The 14,307-nt window shown below is 54.0% G+C and carries 11 protein-coding genes; 8 read left to right on the top strand and 3 right to left on the bottom strand.

Going from position 1 to position 14,307, the window contains the following annotated elements; all coding sequences use genetic code 11:
- Window positions 1-49: 49 nt before the first annotated feature.
- The 3 genes from IM700_RS14470 to IM700_RS14460 all read right to left on the bottom strand — a co-directional run bounded on the left by IM700_RS14470 (window position 50) and on the right by IM700_RS14460 (window position 2,495).
- On the bottom strand, window positions 50-793 hold the full coding sequence (locus tag IM700_RS14470) for an SDR family oxidoreductase (protein ID WP_193417691.1): 744 nt from the start codon (window positions 791-793) through the stop codon (window positions 50-52).
- A 157-nt stretch (window positions 794-950) separates the two neighbouring features.
- Window positions 951-2,063: an NADH:flavin oxidoreductase gene (locus tag IM700_RS14465; RefSeq protein WP_193417692.1), complete on the bottom strand. Its 1,113-nt coding sequence runs from the start codon at window positions 2,061-2,063 to the stop codon at window positions 951-953.
- 93 nt (window positions 2,064-2,156) lie between these two features.
- Window positions 2,157-2,495 (bottom strand): ArsR/SmtB family transcription factor, encoded by a 339-nt coding sequence (locus IM700_RS14460; protein ID WP_193417693.1) that lies wholly within the window; start codon window positions 2,493-2,495, stop codon window positions 2,157-2,159.
- Between the two features lie 474 nt (window positions 2,496-2,969).
- Here IM700_RS14460 and IM700_RS14455 point away from each other — a divergent pair, with 474 nt between their 5' ends.
- The 8 genes from IM700_RS14455 (at window position 2,970) to IM700_RS14420 (ending at window position 14,306) form a co-directional block, all read left to right on the top strand.
- Window positions 2,970-3,848 carry a putative RNA methyltransferase gene (locus tag IM700_RS14455; protein ID WP_193417694.1) on the top strand — a complete coding sequence of 293 codons (879 nt, stop codon included), beginning with the start codon at window positions 2,970-2,972 and terminating at the stop codon, window positions 3,846-3,848.
- Between the two features lie 73 nt (window positions 3,849-3,921).
- Window positions 3,922-4,605 (top strand): DUF554 domain-containing protein, encoded by a 684-nt coding sequence (locus tag IM700_RS14450; protein WP_193417695.1) that lies wholly within the window; start codon window positions 3,922-3,924, stop codon window positions 4,603-4,605.
- 77 nt (window positions 4,606-4,682) lie between these two features.
- Window positions 4,683-6,407 carry a sensor histidine kinase gene (locus tag IM700_RS14445; RefSeq protein ID WP_193417696.1) on the top strand — a complete coding sequence of 575 codons (1,725 nt, stop codon included), beginning with the start codon at window positions 4,683-4,685 and terminating at the stop codon, window positions 6,405-6,407.
- Window positions 6,400-8,019 carry a response regulator gene (locus IM700_RS14440; RefSeq protein WP_193417697.1) on the top strand — a complete coding sequence of 540 codons (1,620 nt, stop codon included), beginning with the start codon at window positions 6,400-6,402 and terminating at the stop codon, window positions 8,017-8,019. The genes IM700_RS14445 and IM700_RS14440 overlap by 8 nt, the downstream gene beginning before the upstream one ends.
- Window positions 8,020-8,155: 136 nt before the next feature.
- Window positions 8,156-9,787 carry an extracellular solute-binding protein gene (locus IM700_RS14435; protein WP_204801158.1) on the top strand — a complete coding sequence of 544 codons (1,632 nt, stop codon included), beginning with the start codon at window positions 8,156-8,158 and terminating at the stop codon, window positions 9,785-9,787.
- 111 nt (window positions 9,788-9,898) lie between these two features.
- Complete coding sequence (locus tag IM700_RS14430) at window positions 9,899-10,801, top strand: ABC transporter permease (RefSeq protein ID WP_193417699.1); 903 nt, start codon at window positions 9,899-9,901, stop codon at window positions 10,799-10,801.
- Between the two features lie 13 nt (window positions 10,802-10,814).
- Window positions 10,815-11,681, top strand: a complete 867-nt coding sequence (locus IM700_RS14425) for a carbohydrate ABC transporter permease (RefSeq protein ID WP_193417701.1) — start codon at window positions 10,815-10,817, stop codon at window positions 11,679-11,681.
- A 36-nt stretch (window positions 11,682-11,717) separates the two neighbouring features.
- Window positions 11,718-14,306, top strand: coding sequence for a glycoside hydrolase family 97 N-terminal domain-containing protein (locus IM700_RS14420; protein WP_193417703.1), 2,589 nt, complete (start codon window positions 11,718-11,720; stop codon window positions 14,304-14,306).
- Window position 14,307: the final 1 nt, after the last annotated feature.

The following is a 14,307-nucleotide window of genomic DNA, read 5'->3' as shown; positions in this document are numbered from 1 at the left end:
GAGAAAACCGAAAAGGCCTTGATGCGAAACCCGGAATGGACAATCTCGATTATGACGGTTGTACGGTCGGGCGGATAAGGATCTCGTTGACTCCTGTGTCCTCGGGCTCGTTGACCGCAAAAGCGATTGCTCGTGCAATGCTATCCGGCGAGATGGCTACCTGGTTCATCTGTCCGACCATCGCTTTGATTTCGGGGGTCGTGATGCCTTCTGTCAGCTCCGTATCCGTAAGGCCCGGAGAAATGAGGGTCGAACGGATGCGGGAAGCCGGAGATTCTTCCTGGCGTAGTCCTTCGGCGATGGCTCTTACCGCCATTTTCGTCGCGCTGTAAACGGAAGAAGTCGGCGAAACCTGATATCCGGCGACGGAAGACACATGTACGATATGGCCGGACTGCTGCTGCCGCATCACGGGAAGCACCGCGGCGATGCCATATAGTCCCCCTTTGATGTTGACATCGATCATTTGGTCCCATTCGTCGACCTTCAGCTCATTCAACATCGAGAGCGGCATGATCCCGGCGTTATTTACCAGCACGTCAATTCGTCCGTATCGATTCATCGTGAATCGAGCCAGTTCCTGCATCGAGGCATAAGAGGCGACATCGGTTTTCAAAAAAACGGCTTCTCCTCCGGTTTCGGCAATTTCGGCCGCCAAAGCCTGCAGACGCTCCTCCCGACGGGCGGCTAGCACGATCTTGTTTCCTTGATCAGCCAGTAATTGAGCGGTGGCTTTGCCGATGCCGCTGGAAGCTCCGGTTATGATGACGACTTTTGAATTCAAACTTTGCATGAGTATCTCTCCTCCATGGTTGATCTTGATTGGGTTTGCAGGATCAACTATACGGGAGTGAATATGACAACTAAGTGTCATATTTAATAATAATTAAGCCCTCTTCGAACGTTTCGAAGAGGGCTTCCTATTGTCAAGAAGATTTTATATCAGTCCCTCAGCTCAATGTGGCGAGGGATTCCTTCGTGAACGGCTGCAGTTCTTCCATACGGCCGTCGCGAATCTTAGCTGCCCAAGCCGGGTCGGTTAACAGCGCACGACCGACGGCAACGAGGTCGAACTCGCCGCGTTCAAGGCGCTCGATCAGCTGCTCAATCCCGGTTGTTTCTCCGCCTTTGCCTGACTCGAACAAGCTGGTGAATTCGGAGTTCAAGCCGACGGAACCGACAGTGATGGTAGGTTTACCAGTTAGTTTGCGCGTCCAGCCGGCCAAGTTCAGCTCCGAACCCGCGAACTCCGGTTCCCAGAAACGACGTGTGGAGGCGTGGAAAATATCGACGCCGGCGGCGCTAAGTGGAGCCAAGAAGCGCTCCAGCTCCTCGGAGCTAGCGGCCAGCTTGGCGTTGTAGTCAGCAGGCTTCCATTGCGAGAAACGGAAAATAATCGGGAATTCCGGCCCAACTGCAGCCCGGACCGCTTCGATAACCTCAACACCAAAGCGGGTGCGTCCTACAAGGTCGCCGCCGTACTCATCGGTCCGTTTATTGGTGACCTCCCAGAAGAATTGGTCAATCAAATAGCCGTGGGCTCCGTGGATTTCGACGGCGTCAAAGCCAAGACGTTTCGCGTCTGCAGCGGATTGAGCATAGGCCTGAACCAGCTCGCGGATCTCCTGCTTCGTCAACGGTTCGGAGACCGGCTCGCCAGTCAAGCTGAGACCGGATGGGCCGATGGGATCGACATTCGATTCGGGGAACGTCTCCCGTTGGCGAGCCGTACCGGTATGCCAGATTTGCGGAGCGATTTTGCCACCAGCTTCATGCACTTCGCGGACAACTCGTTCCCATCCGGCTAACGCTTCTTCTCCATAGAAGTGCGGCACGTTCCGATCGGCAGGAGCCGCCGGGTGGTTAATCACTGTGCCTTCTGTAATGATCAGTCCGACGCCGTTCTCCGCTCTGCGGCGGTAATAGCCGGCCACGTCGGGTCCGGGTACACCGTCAGGCGAGAAGGTTCGGGTCATGGGAGCCATGACAACCCGATTGGCAAGCTTTAGTCCGCCGCCTTCAAAGGGTTTAAATAGGGAAGCAGCCGTTTTGGAAATGGACATGGTATTCTCTCCTCTTCACGATTATTTATTTTATACATATATCTAAATATATAGATTAACTTATGAATAAGCAAGGGAGATTGAAAAATTTTCCTAATTCCTTTTTGATTTCAGCTTGCCGGCGAACTGCTCCAAAAAGGCGTCTATTCTCGCATCATTAAGACGATAATACGTATATTGCCCATATCGGCGGGATTCTAACAACCCGCTTTTTTGCATGCTGGCTAGGTACGAAGAAATTACAGATTGCGCTAACCCTGACTTTGCTTGAATGGAGCCTACGCATGCGCTGCCTGGGAACTCCTCTTTGAGGACATCCGGCAGTTCGTATTCCCATTTCTCCGACTCTCGAAGCCAGCATAGGATGTTGAGCCTAGTCTCGTTCGAGAGGGCCTTCAGCACGGCCAGCATATCTTGATCTTGATCGTTCATGGCTAGACCCCCGTTCATCGTTGATTTGTTATCAGTATAACAAAACAATCGCCGATCGATAAAGAGAGGATCTGCCAAGGATGCTTGATCTTTTATTTGAACGGGAGTTCGATTATAATTAGAGTGCATTCACGGACAAACTTTGGGAGGGTTAGGTAAAAATGGTGCATTATATCAGACTGCGTTATTCCGCTTTGAACAAGTAACTTCATATGTTCAAAGACTCTGTTCGCCGGAACAGGGTAAACGGGATCAGTCTGCCCATTTTTCATGACTCTTCATGGGATATATCGCGAAAAGTTGCATGAAGGAAGGTGGCCCTGCCGCCTTTCTTTTTTTACGCTCATTTGGGCTTATTTAGGCATGCTCATCAGACTCTCCATGGTTATGTATGGTGCAACCTTCCCTTTTACTCTGATCCGCGAGGCAGCTGTCTGGCTGTTTCGGTTTTGGTAGAGGAAAGGAAGCGATGAGATGAATCAACCATTTAACAGCGCGAGTTCCGTGCGAAAATATATCTCCATCTTAAAATGCCCGGTATGCGGGGGGCAAATGGATGCGGTTGACCCGCAAAGTCTGGCCTGTTCTCTAGGACACACCTTTGATATGGCGAAACAAGGCTATTTGAATTTGAATCGGACGACGCGTCCAACCCCAGGCCATTACGACAAGAAGCTCTTCGCCGCTAGGCGGAGCATCATTACGGGGAGCCGCTTATACGCGCCTTTGCATGAGGCGATCGTCCGAATCTTGGCTGGCCGCGTGGGTGACCATGCATCTGCCGACCTGATGGTCGACATGGGGTGTGGAGAAGGCTCGCATTTACAGGAAATTTTACGTCGGTTCGAACCATCGAATTGGGTTGGCGTCGGGATCGATTTGTCCAAAGAAGGTATCCGGATGGCTGCCCGGCATTATGCGGATGGACTCTGGCTTGTCTCGGATTTGGCCCAAGCGCCTCTACGGGATCAATCGGCCCAAGTGGTATTAAACCTGCTATCTCCAGCCAATTATCAGGAATTCAGACGAATTCTTGTACCCGAAGGCGTTGTCATGAAAGTCGTTCCGGGCACCGGATACTTGCGTGAACTGCGGGAGGCACTGTACAGCGGCAGCAAAATAACGAACTATTCCAACGCCAAAATCGTGACGTTGTTCCGCCAGCATTTCCCTGAGATGGAGGTGGTGCATCTGCAGTATCGGCAGCGGCTTGAGACCGAGCAACTCCGCGACTTGGTGCGCATGAGTCCACTCGCCTGGTCCGCGGAGCAAGCGCATATCGCGGCGTTCACGAACCGGGACGCACTGGAAATCACCGTGGACGTGGATCTGCTGCTGGGCGTGAACCACTGACTTTGCTAGACGGGTAATCAGCATTGCGCTATCATTACCTTGACTAAGAACATGTACGGATGGGAGCAGAAAAATGATCGGGACATTGGTGAACACCGCGGCGATTTTGGCGGGCAGCGTGCTAGGAAGCATTTTTAAGAAAGGCCTGAAGGAAAAGTACCAGACCGTGCTATTTACTGCGATCGGCTTGGCCGCAACATTGCTGGGGATTAACGCCGCGGTAACCCATATGAAGGACAGCTCATTTCCCGTGCTGTTTATTATCAGCCTGGCGGTGGGGAGCTTGATCGGAACGGCGCTGGATATCGACGGCCGTTTCCAAAGGTTGGTCGGGCGCTTCTCTACGTCAAATCTCGGACAAGGGTTGTCCACGGGCATTCTACTATTCTGCATCGGCACCTTGTCGATCTTAGGTCCGATCGAAAGTGCGATTCACGGGAATCACACCTACCTGTACATGAACGCTACCTTGGATCTTGTGACCTCTATGGTGTTGGCTTCCACTTACGGCATCGGGATCGCGCTGACCGCCGTGGTCCTGTTCGTTTGGCAGGGAGCGATTTACCTGAGTGCGGATTACCTGGCACCCTTCCTGACAGCCCCTCTGCTAACCGAAATTTCGATTGTCGGCGGCGTATTGATTGCGAGCTCGGGATTATCGATTTTGAAGATCATCGAAGCGAAGACCTTAAACATGCTGCCGGCGTTATTGGTGCCGGTGGTGTGGTTTTTGCTGAAGGGGTTATTCGGTTATTGAAATAGCGCTCCTTTCGGGTACATCCGCCTGGATGGAGCGTTTTCATATTGAATAGCAAACCGGGAAAGGGATGGGTTATGAGACGCTTAATAAGGCTTCAAGGCTCGGTGTTTACGCGGTTCGTGGCTGCATTTTTGCTTGCGATCATGCCGATTTGCACAATCGGTGTGACGCTCTACAACTGGCAAATCCGTTTGCTGGACAATACGACGGTAGAGGCTTTTGGAACGGCTGCCAAACACGGCTTCAACAAAGTGGAAAACGAATTGGATAAGGTGAAGACGCTTTCATATGCGGTTTTGGCAGACGAGGATTTGTTGGCACTGGCGAATTCCGGGATGATCATGGACAATTTTCAGAAGACCGTCTCGATGAACCGTTATATCCGCCGCATGGAAAATTTGCAGGACAGCAGCAGTTATATCCTAAGGATCGTTACTTATATTCCGGGCCTGAATCGCGTTTTAGATTCGTCCGGCGATCTGTCCTCGGATGCGGGGATTCCGTTGCAAATTTACGCGGCGTCGCAGAGGCAAAACGGATGGCACTTTACCGTATGGGAGGACCGCTTGTTTTATGTTCTGCCGAATCCCGGCGCCGCGGCGGGAAAACCCAATTTCACCTATCTGTTGATCGTTGAGCTGTCCTCAAGCCGGATCCGGAACGAACTGGCCGGGATTGCGGGTGCCGAGCAGGCGATTGTATACGACGCCTATCATACTTATGCGACTTACGCAAGGGAGTCCGATCCAGACCATCACATCGATTTGAAAAGCCTGGTGCGGCAAAAGGCGAACGCCGATCCGCTCATAGTAAACGCCGGCGGGCGGACGGCCTGGATCGTGAACCAGGATTCGGAATACCAGGGGTTAAGCCTAGCGGCCTATCTGCCCGAGGGAGAAATTAACCCTCAACTGAGGGAACTGCGTCGTTATTTTATTTTTTTCAGCTTGGCGGTGATTTTGACCGTGTTTATTCTGACATACCTGACCGCCAATCTGATCAAGCGGCCGCTGGGCAAGCTGGTGTCGGCCTTCAATGAGGTGGAGCGGGGCAATTTGAGCTTGCGGTTAGAGCATCGGAAAAACGATGAGTTCCGCTATATCTACCGTTCCTTTAACGCGATGGTCGCTAAAATCAAGGGGCTTCTGGAGCAGGTTTACGAGCAGAAGATACTGGCGCAAAGCGCGGAACTGAAGCAGCTGCAGTCGCAGATCAATCCGCATTTCCTGTACAACAGCTTTTTCGTGATCCGCAATATGGCGAGATTAAACGATACCGAAAGCGTTAAACGCTTTACGGAGTATTTGGCCAAATATTATCAATTCATGACCCAGCGGGAGTCCGACGATGTCCGCTTGGCCGAAGAGGTAGGGCATTCCCGCGTGTATGCCGACATCCAAAAAATGCGGTTCGGCGAGAGAATCCGGATCCGTTTTGGCGAAGTTCCGCCTTCCGCCGCGAATAAGCTTGTACCACGCCTGATTCTACAGCCGCTGGTCGAGAACGTGTTTGAGCACGGAATCAGCAGTCTGGCGGAGGAAGGGATTATCCAGGTGGACTTTGCCGACGAGAACGGAAAGTTGACCGTATCCGTAGAGGACAACGGGGATATTTCCGAAGCGGAGATCGAAGCGATCCGGCACAGCTTGAAGCAGCCTTTCGGCGAGGTGAGTGGCATCGTCAACATCCACAAACGGCTGCGGCTTCTCTTCGGCGAAACTAGCGGTATAAGCGTGGAGCGGAGTGGGTTAGGCGGTTTGAAAATCACGTTAACGATAGGTGGGACCGAACATGTATAAATTGCTGGTCGTCGACGACGAACCGTTTATTCTGGACGGCTTAGTTGATCTTTTTCAGGAAAATGAAGAGCTTGATGTCTACAGCGCTGCTTCGGGAGACAAGGCTCTGGATCTGCTAAGCCGGACCCGCATGGACATCGTGTTGAGCGATATACGCATGCCGGGCACAAGCGGCCTGGAACTGCAGAAGGAAATCCAGCGGCAATGGCCTTATTGCAAGCTGGTTTTTCTTACAGCGCACAGCGAATTTACGTATGCTTACCAGGCGATTCAAAACCATGCGGTAGGGTACGTACTCAAAAGCGAAGGCGAGGAGGCAATCGTCGAAGCCGTAAACCGCTGCCTTCGGGAGATCCGACGGGAGCGGCAGGCCCAGGAATTTATCAAGGAGAACGAGGATTACATCGCTTCGGCGCTTCCCATGCTGCAGAGCGCATGCCTGCTGAAGCTGCTGGAGGGCGAGCCGGCGGAAGAGTATCTGCGCGACTTCGGCAAATACCGGATCCACCTGAACCCGGACGAGCAGGCCATACTAGTCGCGCTGCGCCTCGATAGAATATCGTTGCGCGGCACGTCGCACGGCCAGCTTCATCTTTTTTTGCAGATCAAGGCAGTGTTTCAAAAGTATCTTGCGGACGTATTTACCGGCTACGAGGCGACCTTCGAAGGCAAGCACATGATCTGGGTGCTCCAACCGAACGGGGAGGGGCAAAACCTGCTGTATCTGAAAGAAACCTTGGAAATCGTGCAGGCGCATTGCCTGGAGGCATTGGGCGCTTCCGTCTCCGTCATCTACGACGATTATGTCGAATGGCGAGACCTCCCCGGGCGATTCGGCGCCATCAAACTGATCCTGAACCAAATCACCGTTAACGAAGACGAACTCGTTCTGGCAAATTCCCGCTTCTATTTGGAACGGAAAGGCGAAGAGCCCGAGCGGCCGGAGCGGGAGGCGGGGCGGAAGAAACGGTTGTCCTTGCTGCGGAGCTGCCTTGAAGAAGAGGAGGACACGCTGTTTTACCGAACCTTGAGCGAGCTGCTGAACGAGGACGAAGGCCCGAGGGATGCGCTGCTGAACAACCTGGAACTGTACCACGCTCTCACCGGCATGCTGATGTCCTATATCAGCGCCTACAAGCTGTCCAAAGAGCTGCTGGCCGACCAGGACCTGTTCGAGCTGTTTACCCGTTTCCGCGACAAAAGCTCCATGGAGAACAGCATCGTCAAGCTGGCGGGGCGGATCTTCGAACTCCGCCAAAAGAAGCAGGCGACGCACAGCAAAAACTTCGTCGCCAAGGTCAAGCATTATATCTCCGGGCATTTGGCTGAGGACCTTTCGTTGGCAGCGCTCGCCGAACGGTTTTACATCAACCCCGTGTACATGTCGCGGTTATACAAACAGACGACCGGCAGCAATTTAGCCGACGATATCACCCGCCAAAGGATCGAATATGCCGAACGCCTGCTGCGGGATACCGAATTCAAGATCCATCAGATCGCCAAAGAATCGGGATACGATTCGGCGGCTTATTTTACCCGGGTATTCAAAAAGCAAAAAGGGGTAACGCCCAATGAATACCGCGCTCGATTTGCTCCGAATCTTACGGACTAATTCCATGAATGCAAGCGGATTCATTTTGGTTGAGAGAAGACAAGAAAGGTAGAGATCTTATTATATTCAGCGTGCCGCAGGCTGAACTACACTTAAAGCGAAGGATAGGCATAACAAAAAAGGGTGGTGTAGGGCAATGAAAAAGATGAAATCTCTTCTTTCGCTGTTCGCGGCGGCGGCGGTGCTTCTCTCTTTGCTTGCCGGTTGCGCAAAAAGCGAGACGAACAACTCGCCGCAAGCGACGGAAGAAGCGGGACAAAATTCCGATGAAATGATTATGGTTACAGCGGTGAGGCCGGTCCCGGACGATTTGAAGTTCGAGGGCTCCGATACTCTGGACAATAACGTGTGGACCCGGTTATACGAGTCGGATCTCGGCATCAAGCTGAATTACGAGTGGATGGTTCCGATCGCCCAATACGAGCAAAAGCTGAACATTTCGATCGCCTCCAACGATTTGCCGGACATTTTCCAGGTGAACGCCTCGCAGCTTAAGCAGCTTGCGACCGACGGCCAATTGGCCGATCTCACGGCCATTTTCGACGAGCAGGCGAGCGACTACACGAAAGACGTCCTGAGCCAGGATGGCGGGAACGCGTTGGCGTCGGCGAAGTTTGACGGAAAGCTGCTGGCGATTCCGAAGATGGCTTCCGGACTTGGGCAGGCCAACGTGCTGTGGATCCGCACCGATTGGCTTAAGAAGCTGAACCTGGAGGCGCCCAAAACGATCGAGGACGTCAATAAAATCGCCGAAGCATTTACCAAGAACGATCCTGACGGCAACCAAGCCAACGATACGTTCGGGCTTGGCCTGAACAAGGATTTATGGGGGATGTTCGCTTCCCTGGAGGGGTATTTCAACGGATATGGCGCATACCCGAACATTTGGGTCAAAAATGAAGCCGGCCAGTTGGAATCGGGCAATATTCAACCCGAAGTCAAAGAGGGGCTGTTAAATTTACAGAAATTGTTTGCCAGCGGCTACATCGATCCTGAATTCGGCGTGAAGGATTCCTTCAAGGTGAGCGCGGATGCCAGCGCCAATAAAATCGGCATGTTTTATGGCCTGTTCTGGAACATGGGCTGGTTGTCCGAAGCTAAAACGGCCCATCCGGAGATGGAATGGACGCCGTACGCTTTGGTCGGCAAAGAGGACGGCGGCACCTTGGTTCAGGTACCGTTCCCGATTAACACGTATTACGTGGTAAGCAAAAACGCCAAAAACCCCGAAGCGATCATTCAAATGCTTAACCTGCAATTGGAAAAATGCTTCGGCGCGACGGCAGAACCGGAGGTTTACAACGTGGACGCCGCCGGAAATCCGATTTTTGAATACCCGTTGGTTTATTCCGAGCCGCCGATGAAAAATCCGGACGCCCAAGTGAAGGTGACCGCCGCGCTGGAACAGGACGACACGAGCGCATTGAACGCGGAAGAACTCAGTTATTACAACAGCATCAAGGCGTTCCGCGGAGGCGACCTGGCCGGTTGGGGAACGGAGATGATGTACGGTCCCGAGGGATCGCTGGCCGTCATTAACCAATATGCCGAAAACGGCAGAGTGATGGACGACGCTTACTACGGGCCGCCGACGGAGGCGATGACGCAGAAGGGAGCCATCTTGTCCCAAACCCAATTGCAGACGTTCACCGAAATCATCATGGGCGGGGACATCGGCAAATTCGACAAATACGTTGACGATTGGAAGACGCTGGGCGGCGACCAGATTACGCAAGAGGTTAACGCCTGGTACGTCGATCGCCAATAGGCACGCTAACGGTCCAGGCATTCGAACGGAGGGGCTTCGCCGGATGCGGCTCGAAAGTGCCGTATCCGGTAAGAGCCCTTCCCGGATCGCCTGAGGAGAGGAGGATTCATCATGGCGCGTTTCAAAAGGAACATCCCCCTGCATCTCATGATGCTGCCGGGCGTCATTCTCGTGCTGGTGTATGCTTACGGTCCCATGTTCGGGCTTGTGATGGCGTTTCAAAATTTTTCTCCGAGCAAAGGTTTTCTCCATTCCGATTGGGTAGGGCTCGACAATTTCCGTTACATCTTGAGCATCCCGACCATTTCCGAAGTCATCCGCAATACGCTGGTGATCTCGATTCTGAAAATCGTGCTCGGGATCGTGATGCCGGTCGTCGTCACGCTGATGTTGAACGAACTGCGGTTGCGCCGGCTGAAAAGGGGGATTCAAACGATCATTTACTTCCCCCATTTTCTTTCGTGGATCATTCTCGCGGGCATCTTCATCGACATCCTTTCCCCTTCGGAAGGAGTCGTCAACAAACTCATTGCGGCTTTCGGATTTAAACCCGTGTATTTCCTCGGGGACCAAACCTGGTTTCCGGTCAGCATGATCCTGACCGATACGTGGAAGGAATTCGGCTACGGCACCATCGTTTATCTGGCCGCTTTGTCAGGCATCAATCCGACGCTTTACGAGGCTGCCCAAATGGACGGCGCGGGACGCTGGAAGCAAATGTGGAACATTACGCTTCCCGGACTGATGCCGATGATCATGTTGATGTCCGTGCTCGCTCTCGGAAACATCCTCAATGCCGGCACGAACGGATTTGAACAAATTTTCAACCTGTACAGCTCCCAGGTATACAAGACGGGCGATATCCTCGATACGCTGGTGTTCCGGGTCGGCATGCAAAACGCCCAGTTCAGCGTGGCGACCGCAATTGGCCTCTTTAAGGCGGTAATTTCCTTTATCTTTATTACCACGGGATACTTTGTCGCGAACAAGGCGCTGGGCTATAAAATACTGTAGAAGAAGGGATAACGTGGGGAGAAAAATTTTCAATGCCGTCAACGTGCTGATCTTGGCCCTGTTGGCGTTGTCCTGCCTGTTTCCGTTCATCAACGTGCTGGCCGTGTCGCTCAGCTCCAGCGCGGCGGTGTCCACGGGCAAGGTGTTTCTGCTGCCGGTCGACTTTACGCTCGAATCCTACAAATTCGTGATCGAGAAGCCGGAGTTTTTCCGGGCGTTTACGATCTCGGTCCTTAAAGTTCTCATCGGGGTACCGGTCAACATGATTCTGACGATCATGCTGGCTTACCCGCTTTCCAAGACGAAAAACGAATTCAAGTCCCGCAACCTGTATATGTGGTTCTTCGTGGTAACGATGGTGTTCAGCGGCGGGCTCGTCCCTTGGTACATGATCATCAACGCCACTGGTTTGATCAACAGTTTCTGGGCGCTGATCATTCCTTCCGCGGTGCAGGTGTTCAACCTGGTTATTTTGACCAACTTTTTTCAGGCGCTGCCCAAAGGGATCGAAGAGGCGGCCTATATCGACGGAGCGTCCCACTGGAAAATCCTGTGGAAGGTGTTCGTCCCGCTCTCGCTGCCGGCGATGGCTACGCTCATCTTGTTTTGCGTGGTGACGCACTGGAATTCCTGGTTCGAGGGGTTGATTCTGATGAATACCCCTAATAAATATCCGCTGCAAAGCTATTTGCAGACGGTTATCGTCAACCGCGACGTGAAGCTGATGACGATGCAGGACGTGCGCCTGCTGAGCATGGTGTCCGAGCGGACCTCGCGCGCCGCCCAGGTGTTCGTGGCCACGCTGCCGGTGTTGTGCGTCTATCCGTTTTTGCAGAAGTATTTTACGTCCGGCATCGTGCTTGGCGGAGTCAAAGAGTAGACAGACTATCATCTCAATTGGAATGGAGCATGCCATATGTGGAAACTTGCCTCACCTAATAACGCACTTAAACTATCTGTTTACCAGGATAATAAGCGAGGCCTTTTTTATGCTTTGGCGGCGGGCGAGCAGCCGATTGTTGCCGAATCCAGGTTAGGGATCGCCACCGGTTTGGGGGATTGGCTCGAGGGTTTTCAATTCGTAAAAGCGGAAGAAAACGCGATTTCCGAGAGCTACTCCTTACCCGTCGGCAAAAAGGCCGTTTATGATAACCGGGCCCACGAGCTCACGCTGCATTTTAGCATTGACGACTTGGCTTTGTCCGTCATTTTCCGTCTGTTTGACGATGGACTGGCATTCCGGTACGGGCTTGATTTTGAACGGGAGCAGCCGCTTCGCGTTTATCGGGAATATACCGATTTTGTGATGGCCGAAGGCTTTGACGATCTGTGGCTGCAGGATTGGGTGAATACGTATGAAGGCCCCTATAACCGCTGCGATTGGCAGGCGGCCGGGGAGCGGGATTACGGCATGCCCGCGCTGCTTCGCGGCGCAAGCGGGCATTGGGTCATGCTGACCGAAGCGGGCATTTTGAACACGGGCGGCGCCTATTGCTCAAGCCACTTGCAAAGCGCCGCCGGCCGGCGGATGAAGCTGGCGTTTGCTCCCGAGCAAATGGGGCCGCTGGAGCTTGTGCTTCCCGCCGCTACCCCGTGGCGGGTCGTCATGGTTTGCGATACGCTGGACGCTTTGGTGCGCAGCAACCTGAATTATAATCTCAACCCCGCCTGCGATTGGGAGGATCTTTCCTGGATCAAGCCAGGCCGCAGCGTCTGGTCGTGGTGGTCGTTCGAAAACGGCGCCCAATTGTACAGCGAGCAGAAAAAGTACGTGGATTTTGCCGCAGCGATGGGGTTCGAAGCCGTTACGGTGGATGCCGGCTGGGATGACAGCTGGGTGAAGGACTTATGCGACTATGCCCGCGAACGGGGCGTGGACGTCTGGCTGTGGTCGGACATGCAGGCCGTGGATACGCTCGAGAAAGCGATGGAGAAAATCCCCCGTTGGGCCGAGTGGGGCGTCGTGGGCCTCAAGGTCGATTTCTTCATGAACGATTCCCAGCACACGATGTGGCAATACCAAATGATCGCCGACATCATGACCGAACACAAGCTGATGATCAATTTCCACGGCAGCACCAAGCCGGCCGGCGAAGCCCGGACGTATCCGAACCTTATGACGGCGGAGGGCATCATGGGCCTGGAGCATTACAAATGGAGCGGCCTGCCGCATGCCGTCCATAATTGCACCGTTCCGTTTACCCGCAACGTGGTCGGGCCGATGGATTATACCGTCACCGGCTTCTCCAACCCGAACCGAAACACGACGCAAGCCCACCAACTGGCCCTAGCGGTGGTGTTCGAGTCCGGGGTCCAGCATATCGCCGAGTCGATTTACAATCTGGAGCCGTGGATCGGCCTGGAGTTCTTGCGCAGGCTGCCGGCTCGGTTCGACGGGCTCAAGCTGCTCTCCGGATTTCCTGGCGACCACGCGGTGATGATGCGCCATGCGGAAGGGCAATGGTTCATCGGCGGGATCGCGACGTCGTCCCGGGCGATGACAATTCCGCTCGACTTCCTGCCGGAAGGGCACTATGCCGTTGATCTATACAGGGACGGCGCCAACGGCGACATCGTGCATAAAGAAACGCGGATCATGACCAACAAGGACAACGTGCTTGTCCCCCTGCTTGAAAACGGCGGTTTCGCGATGTACATCAGCGACGGCAAAGCCCCGCTTAAAACGGGCGTATGCGGCAGCTATATGGACGACCGTTGCCGGGTCTACTCCTCCCGTGAGGCTTTGCTGCGCGGCAGCGCGGACCGGATCGCCTGCGAGAATGCAGCGGACGGCAGCGTTGTAAGCCTGGGCGGTTCGGGGGAACTGAGCTTTGAGCGTGTCACCGCCGAACGGGATGGGCGGCACACGTTGCGCTTATTCTACTTGTCGGAGCTGCCGAGCCGATTGCAAGTTGCCGTTAACGGGGAAGAGCCGAAGCACCTTGCGCTCGAATCTTCCGGTGGCCATCGAGTGGTGCGGACGGCGGATCTCGCGATAACGCTGAAGCAGGGCGAGAACACGATCGTTCTGCGCAAAGTCGGCGCGCAAGAGGTTGCGCCTGCGATCGACCGCATGAAGGTGATCGATTACGCGCCCAATGAAGAAGCGTATTATCCGGCAGAGGCGGGCGTATTGTCCGGCGGGGCAGTGTTGTCCCGCGCCGATTTGCCGGACGGCCCTATGAAAGCGGTAGGCATCGGCAATGGCGGTGCGATCGCATTCGAGCGCGTGCTGGCAGAGAAGGACGGCGATTATATGTTGAGTATTGATTATTATTCGGGCGAGAACCGTGCCCTGCTCATTGCGGTCAACGGTGCGGCACCGCTGCGGTCGGTGTTGTTCAACAGCGGCGGCTGGGGTCCTTCCCGTTGGGACATCGTCGGCACCAAAGAGGTGAAAATCCGACTCCGGCAGGGTGAAAATACGATCAAGCTGTATCATGACGAAGAGCCGGCTCCCGAAATTGGCCGAATCGGCATCCGTCTTGAAAAGGCAGGCGCGTAAC

Origin of the sequence: Paenibacillus rhizolycopersici (assembly GCF_014947195.2) — a bacterium.
Taxonomy (GTDB): Bacteria; Bacillota; Bacilli; order Paenibacillales; family Paenibacillaceae; genus Fontibacillus; species Fontibacillus rhizolycopersici.
The sequence above is the reverse complement of the archived record's forward strand: the minus strand, read 5'-3'. Positions and strand labels throughout refer to the sequence as shown.

Coding starts and splice junctions, on each gene's coding strand:
- IM700_RS14470 (WP_193417691.1), bottom strand. CDS start 793: ATGCAAAGTTTGAATTCAAAAGTCGTCATCATAACCGGAGCTTCCAGC.
- IM700_RS14465 (WP_193417692.1), bottom strand. CDS start 2,063: ATGTCCATTTCCAAAACGGCTGCTTCCCTATTTAAACCCTTTGAAGGC.
- IM700_RS14460 (WP_193417693.1), bottom strand. CDS start 2,495: ATGAACGATCAAGATCAAGATATGCTGGCCGTGCTGAAGGCCCTCTCG.
- IM700_RS14455 (WP_193417694.1), top strand. CDS start 2,970: ATGAATCAACCATTTAACAGCGCGAGTTCCGTGCGAAAATATATCTCC.
- IM700_RS14450 (WP_193417695.1), top strand. CDS start 3,922: ATGATCGGGACATTGGTGAACACCGCGGCGATTTTGGCGGGCAGCGTG.
- IM700_RS14445 (WP_193417696.1), top strand. CDS start 4,683: ATGAGACGCTTAATAAGGCTTCAAGGCTCGGTGTTTACGCGGTTCGTG.
- IM700_RS14440 (WP_193417697.1), top strand. CDS start 6,400: ATGTATAAATTGCTGGTCGTCGACGACGAACCGTTTATTCTGGACGGC.
- IM700_RS14435 (WP_204801158.1), top strand. CDS start 8,156: ATGAAAAAGATGAAATCTCTTCTTTCGCTGTTCGCGGCGGCGGCGGTG.
- IM700_RS14430 (WP_193417699.1), top strand. CDS start 9,899: ATGGCGCGTTTCAAAAGGAACATCCCCCTGCATCTCATGATGCTGCCG.
- IM700_RS14420 (WP_193417703.1), top strand. CDS start 11,718: ATGTGGAAACTTGCCTCACCTAATAACGCACTTAAACTATCTGTTTAC.